Source organism: Pseudomonas fluorescens (assembly GCF_002837185.1).
In the GTDB taxonomy this organism is placed as follows: Bacteria; Pseudomonadota; Gammaproteobacteria; order Pseudomonadales; family Pseudomonadaceae; genus Aquipseudomonas; species Aquipseudomonas fluorescens_AM.
Map to the genome: position 1 here is coordinate 70,045 of NZ_KZ478002.1, position 14,886 is coordinate 84,930.

The 14,886-nt window shown below is 58.8% G+C and carries 15 protein-coding genes; 9 read left to right on the forward strand and 6 right to left on the reverse strand.

Annotated features, from left to right (window positions below; all coding sequences use genetic code 11):
• The first annotated feature begins 334 nt into the window (after window positions 1–334).
• From CIB54_RS17535 to CIB54_RS17555, 5 genes are read left to right on the forward strand one after another with little or no spacing between them, the layout of a single operon-like run.
• Window positions 335–1,015, forward strand: a complete 681-nt coding sequence (locus CIB54_RS17535) for a hypothetical protein (RefSeq protein ID WP_101220462.1) — start codon at window positions 335–337, stop codon at window positions 1,013–1,015.
• A 48-nt stretch (window positions 1,016–1,063) separates the two neighbouring features.
• A complete protein-coding gene (locus CIB54_RS27475) occupies window positions 1,064–1,837 on the forward strand; it encodes a hypothetical protein (RefSeq protein WP_198557198.1) in 774 nt (257 codons plus the stop codon).
• Complete coding sequence (locus CIB54_RS17545) at window positions 1,838–2,392, forward strand: tail fiber assembly protein (RefSeq protein WP_101220463.1); 555 nt, start codon at window positions 1,838–1,840, stop codon at window positions 2,390–2,392.
• Between the two features lie 56 nt (window positions 2,393–2,448).
• Window positions 2,449–2,982, forward strand: a complete 534-nt coding sequence (locus CIB54_RS17550) for a glycoside hydrolase family 19 protein (protein ID WP_101220464.1) — start codon at window positions 2,449–2,451, stop codon at window positions 2,980–2,982.
• Window positions 2,979–3,509: a lysis system i-spanin subunit Rz gene (locus tag CIB54_RS17555; protein ID WP_101220465.1), complete on the forward strand. Its 531-nt coding sequence runs from the start codon at window positions 2,979–2,981 to the stop codon at window positions 3,507–3,509. The genes CIB54_RS17550 and CIB54_RS17555 overlap by 4 nt, the downstream gene beginning before the upstream one ends.
• Before the next feature lie 154 nt (window positions 3,510–3,663).
• On the opposite strand, the gene CIB54_RS17560 is transcribed toward CIB54_RS17555, so the two are convergent.
• Entirely contained in the window at window positions 3,664–4,344 is a 681-nt protein-coding gene (locus CIB54_RS17560; RefSeq protein WP_101220466.1) for an SOS response-associated peptidase family protein, read from the reverse strand.
• 100 nt (window positions 4,345–4,444) lie between these two features.
• Between CIB54_RS17560 and CIB54_RS17565 the strand changes: the two genes are divergently transcribed.
• Entirely contained in the window at window positions 4,445–4,870 is a 426-nt protein-coding gene (locus CIB54_RS17565) for a LexA family protein (protein ID WP_065936683.1), read from the forward strand.
• The gene (gene umuC, locus CIB54_RS17570) at window positions 4,863–6,137 is read left to right on the forward strand and encodes a translesion error-prone DNA polymerase V subunit UmuC (RefSeq protein ID WP_101220467.1); all 1,275 of its coding nucleotides are present in this window, start codon (window positions 4,863–4,865) and stop codon (window positions 6,135–6,137) included. Before CIB54_RS17565 ends, umuC begins: the two co-directional genes overlap by 8 nt.
• 3 nt (window positions 6,138–6,140) lie before the next feature.
• Here umuC and CIB54_RS17575 read toward each other — a convergent pair whose 3' ends face one another.
• The 3 genes from CIB54_RS17575 to CIB54_RS17585 all read right to left on the reverse strand — a co-directional run bounded on the left by CIB54_RS17575 (window position 6,141) and on the right by CIB54_RS17585 (window position 8,599).
• Window positions 6,141–6,350 carry a hypothetical protein gene (locus CIB54_RS17575; protein WP_065887146.1) on the reverse strand — a complete coding sequence of 70 codons (210 nt, stop codon included), beginning with the start codon at window positions 6,348–6,350 and terminating at the stop codon, window positions 6,141–6,143.
• A gap of 401 nt (window positions 6,351–6,751) precedes the next feature.
• Window positions 6,752–7,990: an MFS transporter gene (locus CIB54_RS17580; protein ID WP_101220468.1), complete on the reverse strand. Its 1,239-nt coding sequence runs from the start codon at window positions 7,988–7,990 to the stop codon at window positions 6,752–6,754.
• A gap of 222 nt (window positions 7,991–8,212) precedes the next feature.
• Window positions 8,213–8,599 (reverse strand): TIGR03067 domain-containing protein, encoded by a 387-nt coding sequence (locus CIB54_RS17585; protein WP_101220469.1) that lies wholly within the window; start codon window positions 8,597–8,599, stop codon window positions 8,213–8,215.
• A 383-nt stretch (window positions 8,600–8,982) separates the two neighbouring features.
• On the opposite strand from CIB54_RS17585, the gene CIB54_RS17590 reads away from it, so the two are divergent.
• Together CIB54_RS17590 and lpxO are read left to right on the forward strand one after the other, a co-directional pair.
• Window positions 8,983–10,275, forward strand: coding sequence for a Wzz/FepE/Etk N-terminal domain-containing protein (locus tag CIB54_RS17590; protein ID WP_101220470.1), 1,293 nt, complete (start codon window positions 8,983–8,985; stop codon window positions 10,273–10,275).
• Window positions 10,276–10,540: 265 nt separating this feature from the next.
• Entirely contained in the window at window positions 10,541–11,440 is a 900-nt protein-coding gene (gene lpxO / locus CIB54_RS17595) for a lipid A hydroxylase LpxO (RefSeq protein WP_065950798.1), read from the forward strand.
• 16 nt (window positions 11,441–11,456) lie between these two features.
• Here lpxO and ligD read toward each other — a convergent pair whose 3' ends face one another.
• Complete coding sequence (ligD, locus tag CIB54_RS17600) at window positions 11,457–13,982, reverse strand: DNA ligase D (protein WP_101220471.1); 2,526 nt, start codon at window positions 13,980–13,982, stop codon at window positions 11,457–11,459.
• Window positions 13,983–14,006: 24 nt separating this feature from the next.
• Window positions 14,007–14,846, reverse strand: coding sequence for a non-homologous end joining protein Ku (locus CIB54_RS17605; RefSeq protein WP_101220472.1), 840 nt, complete (start codon window positions 14,844–14,846; stop codon window positions 14,007–14,009).
• Between the last annotated feature and the right edge of the window lie 40 nt (window positions 14,847–14,886).

The following is a 14,886-nucleotide window of genomic DNA, read 5'->3' on the forward strand; positions in this document are numbered from 1 at the left end:
AATACGGCTTGGCTACGTGGGACGAGAACGGGGTCCAGCAAATTGGCCCCGCTTCTTTCACTCTGCGCACTGTTTTCTCAACGCTCGTTACGTTCTCCGGTGCAGCAACTGGCACAGGTGCATCACAGACGTTCTCTGTACCAGGGGTTAATCCACAAAACTGCACCGCTGTCGTCGTACCGATTGGCCCATACACAACCGACCAACACATCTTGGTTCAATATGAGCCAGAAATACTAACGGATCAGATCAGGGTGTGGAGGGGGCATAGAACAGCTTTCGAAGGACAGTTCGGAACTGGCACTCAAAGGCTTATTGTTTCGAGGTTCAAATAATGAGTTGGGGATTTGAGTTTAAGAATAATGATGATGTGGTTATTCTCGATTCCGAGTACGCACGTCTTTCAATTTTGTCTAAAGGTCGCTTTGTCCCTACGCAAGAATCTGGCCTAGGGTCTGCGACGAATTTCGAGAGGGTCATAACTACTCAAGAACCGCCGCTGGTGTTTGTTAAACCTGACAATGTCGGAATCGTTGCTGGGCTTTGTAGGGTTCTTATCCTTGGATCGCCCGGCAATTGGACGGGGTTCTACGTTCGAGCGTATGACGTGAGAACCGCCCAGCCCCGAGGAAGTTACTTTGCCGCCGCATACGTTGCTAGCCCTACAGCTCTGTGGGGCGGTCGGCTCTACGATCAGAATGAGTCGCTGATCTTCGACACAGGCACACCCAGCGCGGTATTTAGCCGTTCGTTGCCATCTTGGAACTACGTTACATCGGGGCGGGACTCTCAAGGATTAACTATCGTTTATTTCAGCGTGCCCTTTGTTTTCTCCAGCGACGAATACATGCTAATAAATAACTTCGGTATGGACGTCGCCGGAAGTTCACGGCGCGCCGCCTCCATATATTGCTGGTGGGATTTTACCGGTAATAGGTTGTGGGCTCTTACAGCAGGCGCAACGCCTCAGAACACGTTTTACATACCGGCAGTTTTCGCAAAAATGCAGGCTTGATTCCCTGATTCAAGTAGTGATGCACATAAATTTAGACTGGAGGTAAACATGCCATCTTGGTTTTCAGAAGGAACGGTCACCGTTACTAATGGAAGTACCGTTGTAACAGGTGCAGGTACGAAGTTTTCAAATTGCCGATCTGGCGATATGTTTGTCGGGCCGGACAACGGTATATACCAAATCATCAATCCGGCGAACGACACGTCGGTGTCGATCTCGCCCGCGTACCGGGGTCCCACTTCAGCAGGCGCTGGTTATGGGATTGTTCCGGTGAACGGCTATCCCAAAGCGCTCGCTGACGCCGTCAACCTGTTGGTGCAGCAGTGGGGGGCGACTCTCGCGGGTCTGGGGTCAGTATCTGTTGAGAACATTGTGCCGGTCGCGAAGGGCGGTACCGGGAGCTCAACTCCAGCTGCTGCCCGCACCGCTCTGGGTTTGGGCAACGCTGCCATTGCCACCATCGGCGTTAACCCAGGCAACGTAATTGGCGTCGGCGCATTTGGCGACGGCGCCGACTACAACATGGGCCTGGTCCTTTGCACCGACATCAGTGGCAGCCAGGTATCCAAAACTGGCACCTATCGTTACTCGTCTACCACTGCTGGGCGGCCTGATTTTGGTTCGGGCTTTGGGGTGTTACAGCAATTTTCGGCGAACTTCGACGGCACCTACAATTACGGTGGGCAGTTGGCAATTGACTATGCGGCTACAGAAGCGGGCATGCGCAGGCTGACAGGTTCTGCCGGCTGGTCTGGCTGGGCGAAGTTCTACAGCACCGCAAACACCACTCGCGCCGCTGACGGCACACTGAAGGCGATCTAAATGAAAACTCGCGCAGCAGTAAACATCCTCGGCGCTACCGGCGCTGTCATCGACATCACTTCCCTGGGGGTCAACACCATCACCACGGAACACCCAGGTCCAGGACAGTACCTGGTCTACGGCACGCTTGGGATGGTGCCGGCTCCTGAAGGTTGGGGCTACGTCGTGAACCAGATCGATGCGGCCTGCTCGGTCGCGATCAGCTACCACGACGGGGTGCTGGCGGTCAGCATTGCCAAGGACGGCGAGCCTGCCGACCTGGTGCACAGCATCACCCTTCATGTGGCCGTCGAGGCCTTGCCCGTTCAGGAGATGCCCGAACTGCCCCCGACGTCAGCTGATCCTCTGGAAGTTGCCCAAGAAGAAATCGCCCGTTTACGCTCCGCCGCCGACTACGCGATCGTGCCTCTCCAGGATGCGGTTGATGTCGACGAAGCCACCGATGCAGGCATGGCCGCCCTGAAGGGGTGGAAGAAATACCGCGTGGCGCTCAGCCGGGTTCCCGACCAAGCGGATTACCCTCAAACGATTGAGTGGCCAGCCGTTCCCGCGTAAACGCTGAAGCAGACCACCGCCCGCCTTGTGCGGTTTTTTTTCGCCTGGAGAAAGCCATGCCTATCACCGAGCAGCAGTTGCTGCAGATACTCCCGAACGCCGGCCGCGATGCCGGCGTTTTTGTTCCTGTGCTGAATACGGCCATGCGCCGGCACGCGATCGTGACCCAGCTGCGCATGGCGGCATTCATCGCCCAGGTCGGGCATGAGTCGGGGCAGTTGCGATATGTGCGTGAGATTTGGGGGCCAACGAAGCAACAGGCCGGGTACGAAGGTCGGGCCGATCTGGGCAACACCGTGAAGGGGGACGGTTCCAAGTACCGCGGGCGTGGCCTGATCCAGGTCACCGGGCGCGCGAATTATGCCGCGTGCGGCGAAGCCCTGGGCCTGGACCTGATCAACAAGCCTGAGCTGCTGGAGATGCCGCAGCACGCCGCCATGTCAGCGGCTTGGTTCTGGTCGACCAAAGGACTGAACACGCTGGCGGATCAGCGGCAGTTCGAGAAGATCACCAAGCGCATCAATGGTGGGCCCACCGGACAGGCCGACCGCCAGGCGCTGTACGACAAAGCGCTGAAGGTGCTTGCATGACGCCGGTGCAGAAGCTGGTCGGCCTGGTCGTGCTGATTTTGGTGCTGATGGCCAGTGCCGCCGGCGGCGCCTGGCAGATTCAGGACTGGCGCCTGGGCAAGCAGCTGTCTGAACAGCTATCCGCGCAGAGCTCTGCGCACCAGGGGCAGCTCGACGCCATCACCAACGAGGCCAGGCGGCTGCAGAAGGCCGAGCAGGACAAGCGCCTGGTCACCGAGCAGCGGATCGCAATGCAGGACCAACAACACACCAAGGAATTGACCGATGCCCAACGTAACCAAGCTGCTCTGCGCGATCGCCTTGCCACTGCTGATGTCCGGCTGTCAGTCCTCCTCGACGCCACGGACACAGCCAGTCGCTGCGACGTGCCTGCCACCCCCGGCGCCGCCTGCGTGGTTCATGCAGCCCGTCGAGCCCAACTTGACCCAGCGCATGCGCAACGAATTGTCGCCATCACCGATGACGGAGACAACGCCATAATTGCTTTGCGTGCGTGCCAGGCATATGTCAGGGCTATTGCGCGCTGATCGCGCTGAACTACTCTTTCACGGCACGTTAGTATCGCGATCATCGGGGGTTTCGACAGGGCATCATGGATAAGCGGCTCGCAGGTCTTTCATTTCTGCTCACCCTTGGCTGGGTGGTCGCCGTCATATCTGTGATTTGGTATTTCTCCTAAAGCTAGGCGATAGGCACTATCAGTTCGCTGCCTTTGTTTCTGACGTTACCAACGGCTGTGTCAACCTTGAACCACTCAAACACCTCAGTCGGCTCGCCCTGGTGCAACACCATCTGTTCGGCGCGCTCTTTAGGCGTGGCAGGATTCAGCCACTCCCAAGCGAGGTCAGCCGTCAGCACTATGGGCCGTCGGTCGTGAATGTCCACCATGCCCCCGGCGCTGTCCGCGGTGATGATCACAAAACCGTCATGCTCGCCTGGGCCTTCATCGGCATCCGGCAGTTGGCCGATGGCAGCACAGAATATCGGTCCACCATCCCGCCGGCGGATCAAGTAGGGCTGCTTCTTGGGGCCTCCTTCATCCACCCACTCAAACCAGTTGTCGATAGGCGTGATTGCTCGGTGCGGCCAGATCGCCCGAAAGAATGGGCCGTGGGCGACCTTTTCCACACGCGCGTTGATCGGCGCGGCGCGGTCCTTGGCCCAATGCGGTCGCCACCCCCAGCGCACCGGGTCGGCGTGGAGCAAGTCGTCTTGCAGATGTAGCAGCGCAACTGCGGTCGTCGGCGCCACGTTGTATCGCTCTATCGGCTCGTCGCCCAAGGAGTTCGCCAGAGCATGGGGCATGCTTAGCGCCGCAACGAAGTCATGAATCCCGCTGTATTGTGAAAGCCTTCCGCACATAGGCGCCGCTCCGTCTGTCGAAATCCCCTACAGAAAAATTGACCACAAGCCTTCTGCAAAGTTAACTGTACATTCATACAGTTCGTGTAAAGGCTGCATCATGAGCTTCACCATTTTAGGCCCTATATCCGAAGGCGGCACGAAGCTGCCTTTCTGCTCGTTTCGGGTGCCAGCTGGGTTTCCATCACCAGCAGCCGACCATATCGAGCAGCACATCTCATTGGATGAGGTCCTAAATATCCGCGCGCCTCACGTTTACTTGATCGCCATTACCGGCGAAAGCATGCAAGGCGCTGGCATTTTCGAGGGCGACCTGGCTGTTGTGGACCGCTCTATTGAGCCAGCTCACGGGCATATAGTCGTGGCCCTGCTCAATAACGACCCGATGTGCAAGCGCCTGTGCAAGCGTGGGGCCGAGGTTATCCTGCTGTCAGAAAACCCTAAGTACCCAGCGCGCTACATCCTCGAAGGTGACGAGCTATCGATCTGGGGCGTGATCACCAGCACCGTGCGCAGTCATGTCTAACCCGCCGGTCTTTGCCCTTATCGATTGCAACAGCTTCTATGCAAGTTGCGAGCGGGTATTCCGGCCCGACCTGGCCAAAACCCCAATCGTCGTGCTGAGCAACAACGATGGCTGCGTGATCGCCAGGAGTTATGACGCCAAGCCATTTATCAAAATGGGCGAGCCGTACTTCCAAATCAAGCACAAGCTGAAGCAGCACGGCATCGTGCCTTTCTCGTCGAATTATGCGCTTTACGGCGATATGAGCGAGCGCGTGATGACGCTGATCGAGACCTTGGTGCCCGCGGTTGAGATTTACAGCATTGATGAAGCGTTCGCCGACCTCACGGGTATATCGGGGCTCGATGCCCTGGGGCGCCAGATCAGAACAAAGGTGCTGCGCGGCACCGGTATCCCCGTCGGCGTCGGCATTGCAAACACCAAGACCCTGGCCAAGCTGGCCAACCACACCGCAAAGCGCTTACAGGCGCAGACCGGCGGGGTGGTGAATATCACCGACCCGGTCAAGCGCGATTGGGTGTTGCGCAATACCGACGTCGCGGAAGTGTGGGGCGTCGGGCGGAAAATGAAACTGCACCTGGACGCAATGGGGATCAAGTCGGCAATGGACTTGGCCAAGGCCGATCCTCGGACGCTCCGCAAGAAATTCAGCGTAGTGATCGAAAAGACGGCGCGGGAGCTGGCCGGCACATCGTGTCTGGAACTGGACGAGCCCGACCCACCCAAGCAAGAAATATGCTGCAGCCGAATGTTCGGAAGACGCCTGACCGAGCTACCCCCCATCAAGGAAGCGGTGGCCACCTACATGATGAGGGCATCCGAAAAGCTGCGCGCCCAGAACTCTCTCTGCAAGAAGGTCCGCGTCTGCATTCGCACCGGGATGTTCAATCCCGAGGAGGCGAAGTATGCCAACGGCGTGGTGGTCGATATGCCGTACCCTACCGATGACGTGCGCCTGCTCACGAAAGCCGCTGTCGATGCGCTCGACAGGATCTTCCGACCGGGCTTCAAATACAGCAAGGCCGAGGTAATGCTGCTCAACCTGTATCAGCCAGGAGAATACACGGACGATCTGTTCGCGATATCGCAGGCGGCCGAGGCAACCCGTGTAATGACTGTGCTGGATCAGATCAATGAGCGGTGGGGCAGAGGTACGCTTCGGTCTGCCAGCGTGCCGACCAACCCCGACTGGGGGATGCGTCGAGAGATGATGAGCCAGAGCTATACCACCAAACTGGACCAGCTCTGGACGGTGGCATGCAAGTAGAGCTCAGTCCTGCGTCATAAGGACGGCCAGAGACATTTTGATGAATTCTTCATTGTCGCCGATCGTGAAAAGGGCGCCGCGCACATTGTCTGCCACTTCAGCGGAGCCGCGCTGCTCCACCCAGTTGGACAGTTCCATGATTGAGGCTTCGAGGGCGAGTTGGTTCTCGTAGAGTTTGGATAATAGGGAAGGGATCAGGTCAGAATTTGGCATCGTTGTTCCTCCTTGGAGTGGACAGCGTAGCAGGCAAATTATGGAGTTGGGAGATCGGTTGGCAGGACGCCGGAGGAGGGGGGTATGCAGTTTCGGCATGAGCTTGAATTTACCCGTTGGGACCAGTCTTGGAACCAACGGGTGCATTTCGGTGCGTTATTGTTGCTTACTCATGACGACTTGGCCCAGTAAACACTGATCACCAGTAATCACCATTATGCGTTTCATACCGCATGGTGATGTTAGCTGTGGAGATCAATTACTTTACCTATCAATGGGTTGCGAGCGTGACGGCAGGTGCCTTCAGGCATGCGTCAACAGCGACATCAAGGCGCGAAACCCGGTCGCTGAGCGGAAAATTCGGGATGTGTGTTGGAATTTGGCGCGCCTTTTCGCATATGTCAGGCAACAGTTGTATGGCCAGCGAAGGTTGGTTTGGCCAATGTCTCCGGCATGGCCAGCCACAGCAGCAGCAATGCGGCGGCGGCCACCCCGGCCAGGGTCAGGAAGGCGGCGTTGTAGCCGGCCATTTGCACCACGAAGCCGGCCAGGCTGCTGCTCAGTGCCGCGCCCAGGCCGAATACAGTCGACAGTGCGCCAAGGCTGACGTTGAAGCGGCCGGTGCCTTGGGTCAGGTCCTTGACGATCACCGGGAACAACGCGCCGAAAATGCCTGCGCCGATGCCATCGAGCATCTGCACGGCAACCAGCCAATAGGGGTCGTTGGAGAAGGTGTAGAGCACGCCGCGCAACGGCAGAATCATGAACCCGGCCAGTAGCAGCGGCTTGCGTCCCCACACGTCGGCCTTGATCCCCACCAGCATCGCCGTTGGCACCATCACCAACTGCGCAGCGACGATGCAGGCCGAGGTCAACGGCGTGGCCATCTGCAGGTTGATCTGCGACAGCTTCTGACTGACCAACGGCAACATCGCAGCATTGGCCAAGTGAAACAGCGCGCAGCAAATGGCGAACAGCAGCAACGGGCGGTTGGCGAGCAGCACGCTCAGCCCCGAGGGCTGCTCATGGTCAGTGTGATGAGCCGGGTCGAAGCCACGGGCCACTTCGTGGTCGATGGCCTTGGCCGGGACGCAACTGACGGCGATGACACTGGCGACGGCCATAAACGCCATGAGGTAGAACACCACTACCGGCCCGAACAGATACGCCAGGCCGCCGGCCAGCAATGCCGCTGCGGCGTTGCCGGCGTGATTGAAGGTTTCGTTGCGCCCGGTACGCCGGGTAAACGCACGCGGCCCGGTGATGCCCAGGGAAATCGCGGAAATCGCCGGGGCGAACACCGAGGCGGCGATGGCGCTGGCGGCCTGGGTCAGCGCCACCCAGCCGAATGAACTGACGAAAGGCAGCATCAGGCAGCTGAGCGTGACCAGCAGCGCAGCAATCGCAATCACCGCGCGTTTGCTGCGGGTACGGTCGATCAACGCACCCGCCGGGCCCTGGGTGAGCAACGCGGCGACCCCGGCAAGGGTCATGACCACGCCGATACTGGCCGGATCCCATTGGTGTACCGCCAGCAAGTAAATCGCCAGGTACGGACCCAGGCCGTCGCGCACATCCGCGAGAAAGAAATTCAGGCTGTCCAGGGACAAGGCAGTGCGCAGGTCTGAGTGATGGGCCACGATGCTATCTTCCAGAGCGCAGTCCGGGGCTGGACACGCGTTGGGGTAGTGACCTGCACGCCGGGTCATTAGTTCGCTGTTGCCTGGCAATTGCAGGCGCAAAAAAAAGCCCGCAAGCAGAGGCGGGCCAAGGGATTCACTGGAGTAGGTAGGCTTCACCTTAGAGGTCGGAAAGTGAAGGCCTTGTGAAAATGCTGTGATCAAACCGGATAAGCAGGCCGTTCATGCCCGACGCACGAAGGTGCGCATGGTCTGCCCCGGGCCTGTGCTGAATACAGTGGGCCGGGGCATGCCTTCATCGGCGGCGATGAACACAAAATGATCGCCCTCGAGGCGGTAGCTGGCCGGTAGCGACTTGCCGGCGTCCGCGCCGATGGCGTCCACCCAGGTAATGCTCTTGGGCGTGGTGTCGGCGTCCAGTACAAAACGGCCTGACAGCAAGATTTCCCCCTCGACGGTGACGACTTCGAATGTATCCGCGCTGATAGTGGTAATGGCACCTGGCGCGCTGTGCGCGTCGGGAGGGTTGAGCACGCCATTGTCTTCCAGGGCGATTTGCTCCCAGGCACCTTGCAGGGCGCGATAGTCCGTGGCTGAAGGGGATGGCATGCAATTTCCTTGTGCTGGGGTGGGGAGGCGGGCAGTGGTACTGGCAATGTAACAGCACTGCAGATAACGGGATTTTTTTCTTTATGGGACAGCCATTTGACAGCTTTTTCATGTTGTATTGACTACGCTTGTAGCGTGATTAGTCCCACATCGAAATATGTTTGTGACTACACGTCGACATGAAGCAGAAATAATCCTTAAAGCAGTGGGATTTTTCATCAGCCTAAGTGGTCAGACTGCCATTGGTCGGCCGTGTTCAGGGCGTTGTCCCTGACTTGAAGCCGCTAGGGCTTCCGCTAAGTGATGGCCTTTTAGTATTAATTTAAGGTGTTCTTATTTTGAATCGAAGTTCCTCGCTTACGCCTGCTGTAGCGTCTGATGAAATGGATCTGTTTGAATTGTTTAATGCCATATGGCGGCAAAAGAAGCTGATCGTGGGGTGTACGGTTCTGGCGGGGATTCTGGGTGCGGGATATGCCTTTCTCGCGCCCAAGACGTACGAGGTCAGCAGTGTGCTGCGACCTGCGGCAATCAATGAGTTGGACGCGCTGAACCGCTCGGAAGTGTATAAGTTGCCGCCCGCTGATGCGTTGCTCAAAGTGGGCGCGCAGTTGGACTCGTACGAGGCGCGTCTGGGCTTCTTCAAGGACCATGAAGAATTGTTCAAGGCGTTCAAGAAGCCAGGGCAGACCCTGGAGCAGAGTTTTGAAGACTTCAATCGCAATTCGGTCAATCTGATCCTGCCGGACCCGAAAAAATCCGACTCGCTGAGTAACTATATCCGCCTGGAATTGCAGTACCCGACCGATGTCGACGGGGTGAAGATTCTCAACGGGTTTGTCGACTACGCCATTGCCGCAGAGCGTCAGCAGGTGGGGGCCGACCTCAAAGTGATCGTGAACAACCGCCTCAATGAGCTCAAGGGCAAGATCGGCGCGGCCCGTGCCAACTACGACACCGACAAGGAATCTAAGATCGCCAAGCTGCTCGAAGCCGACCGGCTCAAGCGCGCCCAATTGGAGGATGAGCTCAGCGCCCTGCGCTTGCAGATGAAAATGGAGCGGACCAACCGCCTGGCCGAATTGGCTGAAGCAATCGGCATCGCCCAGTCCATGGGGATCAGGACACCGACCACGCCATCCTCGATGGCCGACTCCACGCGAACCGGCTCAAGCCAGGTGATGCGCACTGAGGTCAACAATCAGAAGATTCCGCTGTACTTCATGGGTACCGAGGCGCTGGAGGCTGAGCGCGTCGCGCTGCAAAAGCGCACCAGCGATGACTTCACCAACCCGCGTATTGCTGAAATCGGCAAGGAACTGCGGTTATTGGACGCCAACCGGGAAGTTGAAGTGCTGCGCAAACGTGGCAATGAAGACATTTTCCTGCAGGACGTAGAGCCACTGCGCGCCGAAGTCGCCAGGCTGCGTGGTTTGAACATCGACATGAGCAACCTGAAGCTGGTGACGATCGACCGCCGCGCCCAAGAGCCACTGTCACCGATCAAACCGAAAAAAGCCCTGGTCATTGCATTGAGCCTGGTGGGCGGTCTGCTGCTGGGCCTGATGGTCGCGCTGGTCCGCCACCTGGTGCTGACTCGACGCGACGTCGTGCCTTTCTCGGCATTGGAAGACAGCAGTTTTTCCCGCCGTGAGCGTAAGGACGATCAACTGTAAGCCATGGCACTGCCCTCCAGTGGGCGGGTCTTGAGGCCCGCCTGCTCATCCCCCCAGCACACTCAGTAGACAGCTTTTCACAATTCTTAGTTAACCTTTGGTTACAAAGTATGGCTAAATAACCGCCAATGGTCACACATCGCATGGTCCTCCAGCCGGTCGTGTCACCTGTATGTGAATTGTGATTTCAGGTGCTGCTATCCATCCTCGGCCGTTGTGGGCACGCAGGAGCAGCCTGTTTTCTCCCAGACGTGTGACGAATCCCTTGAAACTCATCATTGTTGCTCTCTACGTTGCCTCCATCGCGTATGTACATCTGCGTGGCCGGGTGCGACACAAGCTGGGCCGCCAACTTAGCGACCATTCGACGTTCCTGGCGCCGATCAACTGCTTCCTGTACCTGTTTTCCAGGCAACCCAGCCGCCCCTTTCTGTCGCCCAGCGACTTTCCGGACCTGAGCCCGTTGCAGGAGCACTGGGAAGAGATCCGCCAGGAAGGCCAGAACCTGATGCGGGCCGGAGAAATCAAACGTTCGCAGCAGTACAACGATGTGGGGTTCAACTCGTTCTTCAAGTCCGGCTGGAAGCGCTTCTATCTGAAATGGTATGGCGACAGTCACCCTTCAGCGATGAAGCTGTGCCCGCGCACCACCGAACTGGTGCAAAGCATCGGCTCGATCAAGGCCGCGATGTTCGCCGAGCTGCCGCCGGGCTCCAGGCTCGTGCGTCACCGTGACCCTTACGCCGGTTCCTATCGTTATCACCTGGGGCTGGACACGCCGAACGATCCGGGCTGCTATATCAATGTGGACGGCGAAAGCTATTACTGGCGCGACGGCGAGCCGGTGATGTTTGACGAGACCTACATTCATTATGCGCAGAACACCACATCGCATAACCGCATCATTCTGTTCTGCGACATCGAACGACCGATGAAATACCGCTGGGCAGCCGCATTCAACCGTTGGTTCAGCCGCAATGTGATGGCCGCTGCGGGGTCGCCCAATGACGAGGGCGACAAGACCGGCGCCCTCAACCGCGCCTTTACCCGATTGTATAAAATCAGGTTGCGTGGCAAGGAACTCAAAAAGCGCAATCGCACGCGCTATTACCTGGAAAAATGGGCAATCTTCGCCGGGTTGGCACTGATCTTCATCCTTATCTGAGCTGCGCGGGCGCGAATCACTTCGGTGGCTTCGCGCCTAGCTTGTCCCACATCTGCTTGCTGATCTTCTGACGATTGGCATAGCCGGCCCAAGGGTCGGCCTTCAAATCCCGCAACCGTTCGTGCAGATTGGCCACCGTCCATTGCTGGGCGCCGCGCAAGCTACTCAGTTCATCCCGACTGATGGGCACCGACACCGGCAGGCCTGGCCGTGCCCGCACGGAGTAAGCCGCTACGGTGCTGGCGCCGCGGGCGTTGCGCAGATAATCGATGAAGATTTTGCCTACGCGGTTCTTCGGGCCGCTGGTGGCGGTAAAGCGCTCCGGCAGTTGTTGGGTCATGAATTGGGCGATGGCTTTGGCGAAGGCTTTGACGGTGTCCCAGTTATCCCGTCGCGCCAGCGGTACGATCAGGTGAAAGCCTTTGCCACCGCTGGTTTTGACGAAGGCCTGCAAACCTATTTCATCCAGTACCGACAGCGTCAACTGCGCAGCTTCCAGCATGGACTTCCAGGGCAGGGCGGGGTCCGGATCCAGGTCAAGGACGAACAGGTCGGGGGTTTCGATCTTGTCCGTGGTCGCGCCCCAGGTGTGCAGTTCAACCGTGCCCATTTGCACCGCGCCGATCAGGGCATCGGCGCTGTCTATTTCCATCAGGCGGGCGTGGCCGGGGTCAAGTGTCGGGTCCAACTGCTTGATGTGCGGGATGGTCATGCGTTCGGAATGCTTCTGGAAGAACTGTTCGCCTTCGATGCCCTCTGGCGCCCTGAGCAGCGAGACAGGCCGGTTGCGCAGAAAGGGCAGGATGGATGCACTGATATCGGCGTAGAACTGCGCCAATTCCTGCTTTTGCGTGCCGCTCTGCGTGTCGATGACACGATCAGGGTGGGTGATTTTCATGGCTTTCACGGTTTTCACCGCCTTCCCGGGTTTTTTCGTCTTTGGCGCCTTCACCGATTTGGCCGTACGCGGCTGTTCATGAATGATCTGCGCAGCCGGCTTGTCGGTGCGCATGCCCACAAATGCAGCCTGGCGCACCACGCCTTCTCGGGTCCACTCGGCAAACTGCACCTCACCCACCAGACTCGGCTCGACCCAGTGCACGCCGCGCGCCTGGGCACTGGTCAACGGCTTTTGCAGCGGCGAGTCCGTGCGCTCAAGCGCGGTGAGCTTGGCATAGATGGCGTTGAGCGACGCCTGGTCGAAACCGGTGCCCACACGCCCCGCATACACCAGCCCGGCGTCGTCGTTGACCGCCAGGAGCAGCGCGCCAAACCCGGTGCGCGAGCCTTGGGGGCGGGTATAGCCGACAATCACGAATTCCTGGCGCAAACGGCATTTGAGCTTGATCCAGTCGGCACTGCGGCTGGACACATAAGGGCTGCCGGCACGCTTGCCGATGACACCCTCCAGGGCCAGGTCGCAGGCGCTTTCGAAAATGTCGCGGTGGTCGGCGGCAAAGGCTTCAGAGAAGCGCAGCAGCTTGCTCTTGCTGGCAGACAGGGCGGATTTAAGTGCCGCGCGACGGCTTTCTACCGGCTCTTGGCGCTGATCGCGACCGTCAAGAAACGGCGCATCGAACAGGTAGTAAACGATGTCGAGGCTGCGGCCGATATCGAAGGCATTCTGCAAGGCGTGGAAATCCGGCAAGCCGTCGCTGTTGAGGCTGACCACTTCGCCATCCAGCCAGCTGTCCTTGAGCTTGAGCGCTTGCAAGGCTTTGGCCTGGCGCGGCAGGCGCTCGGTCCAGTCGTGGCCGTTGCGGGTGAACAGGCGGACTTCACCGTCGCGAATGCGCGCGAGGATGCGGTAACCGTCGAATTTGATCTCGTAATGCCAGTCACCTTCGGGTGCCCGGTCGACCAGGGTTGCCAGCTGTGGGGAGAATGCTTCGGGGACGGCGGTTGCTCGCTTGCGCGTGCTCGCCTTGGGGGCTGTCTTGGGTGCCGCTGCAGTTTTGGCCTTGCCCTTGGCCTTACCCACCACCGCGTTGCTGAGCACGCTGGCGGGTTCGGCCTCGACGACATCGTATTGCGCCGAGGGGCGCGCCTGTTGATCCTTTTCCTTGATCAGCAGCCATTGCTCCTTGTCACCGCTGCCTTTGAGCCGCGTGCGCACCAACGTCCAGTCCCCTGCGAGTTTTTCGCCGACGAGGCTGAATTTCAGTTTGCCGGCGGCGTAGGCCTTGTGCGGATCGTCATGGGGTTGCCAGATGCCGCGGTCCCACACGATGACATCCCCGGCGCCATATTGCCCGGCAGGAATACTGCCTTCGAAGCCGCCATAACTCAGGGGATGGTCCTCGACGTGCACCGCCAGGCGTTTCTGGCTCGGGTCCAGGCTCGGGCCCTTGGGCACGGCCCAGCTCAACAGCACGCCGTCCAGCTCCAGGCGAAAGTCGTAGTGCAGGTTGCGCGCAGCATGCTTCTGAATCACAAAACTCAGGGCCGAAGCGTTGCGCTTGCCGGCCGCTGACTTGCCGGCCGGCTCGGCGGTGATCTCGAAGTCGCGTTTGCGGTTGTACTCGCTCAGGGGCTTTGCCATGTCGTTCTCCAGCCTATGGCAGGCTCAAGAGGCCTTTTTATTGGATTTTTTTGCCGCTGGTTTTTTCGCCGCAGGTTTACCCGCCAGGCTGCGCTTGAGCAATTCGGTCAAGTCGATCACATCGGCGGATTTGCGCTCTTCGCTGCCTTCGCTCGATTCGACGTCCTCGATCTTGCCGGCCTTGGCCTTCTTCTCCACCAGCGCCATGATCTTTTCCTGGAAGCTGTCGCGGTATTCCTCGGGTTGCCAGTCTGCGCTCATGTCTTGCACCAGACGCTTGGCCATGTCCAGCTCACCCTTGGCCAGGGTCGGCTTGGTCACGTCGCTGCCCAATTCCAGTTCATCCAGGCTGCGCACTTCGGCGGGCCAGCGCAGCATCACCAGCACCAGGGCCGATTCGAGCGGCATCAGTGCAGCCAGGTGTTGCTTGGTGTGCAACACCACATTGGCCAGGGCAACTTTGCCGGTTTTTTTCAAGGTTTCGCGCAGCAGCGCGTACACCTTGCCGCCGCGTTTATCTGGCGCCAGGAAGTAGGGCGTGTCGATGTTCTGCAGGGGAATCTGGTCGCTGGCGACAAAGGCGATGATTTCGATGGTCTGGGTCGACTTCGGGTGGGCCGAGCGGATTTCTTCTTCGCTGAGCACCACGTAGCGGCCCTTCTCATACGCCACGCCCTTGACGATATTCTCTTTGTTGATCTCTTTCCCGGTCGCCTTGTTGATGCGCTTGTAGCCCACCGGGTCCATGCTGCGTTTATCCAGCCAGTCGAAATCAACGCCTTGGGAGGCTGTCGCCGACACCAGCGAGACCGGGATGTGAACCAGACCGAAGCTGATGGCGCCTTTCCAGATTGCCCGGGGCATAGATACCTCTCCTTCAAAGAATAAGCCTGTGTTCTGGTGA

Bases quoted from the DNA above. Each gene is read 5' to 3' on its own strand.
- CIB54_RS17535 (WP_101220462.1), top strand. From the start codon at position 335: ATGAGTTGGGGATTTGAGTTTAAGAATAATGATGATGTGGTTATTCTC.
- CIB54_RS27475 (WP_198557198.1), top strand. From the start codon at position 1,064: ATGCCATCTTGGTTTTCAGAAGGAACGGTCACCGTTACTAATGGAAGT.
- CIB54_RS17545 (WP_101220463.1), top strand. From the start codon at position 1,838: ATGAAAACTCGCGCAGCAGTAAACATCCTCGGCGCTACCGGCGCTGTC.
- CIB54_RS17550 (WP_101220464.1), top strand. From the start codon at position 2,449: ATGCCTATCACCGAGCAGCAGTTGCTGCAGATACTCCCGAACGCCGGC.
- CIB54_RS17555 (WP_101220465.1), top strand. From the start codon at position 2,979: ATGACGCCGGTGCAGAAGCTGGTCGGCCTGGTCGTGCTGATTTTGGTG.
- CIB54_RS17560 (WP_101220466.1), bottom strand. From the start codon at position 4,344: ATGTGCGGAAGGCTTTCACAATACAGCGGGATTCATGACTTCGTTGCG.
- CIB54_RS17565 (WP_065936683.1), top strand. From the start codon at position 4,445: ATGAGCTTCACCATTTTAGGCCCTATATCCGAAGGCGGCACGAAGCTG.
- umuC (WP_101220467.1), top strand. From the start codon at position 4,863: ATGTCTAACCCGCCGGTCTTTGCCCTTATCGATTGCAACAGCTTCTAT.
- CIB54_RS17575 (WP_065887146.1), bottom strand. From the start codon at position 6,350: ATGCCAAATTCTGACCTGATCCCTTCCCTATTATCCAAACTCTACGAG.
- CIB54_RS17585 (WP_101220469.1), bottom strand. From the start codon at position 8,599: ATGCCATCCCCTTCAGCCACGGACTATCGCGCCCTGCAAGGTGCCTGG.
- CIB54_RS17590 (WP_101220470.1), top strand. From the start codon at position 8,983: ATGGATCTGTTTGAATTGTTTAATGCCATATGGCGGCAAAAGAAGCTG.
- ligD (WP_101220471.1), bottom strand. From the start codon at position 13,982: ATGGCAAAGCCCCTGAGCGAGTACAACCGCAAACGCGACTTCGAGATC.
- CIB54_RS17605 (WP_101220472.1), bottom strand. From the start codon at position 14,846: ATGCCCCGGGCAATCTGGAAAGGCGCCATCAGCTTCGGTCTGGTTCAC.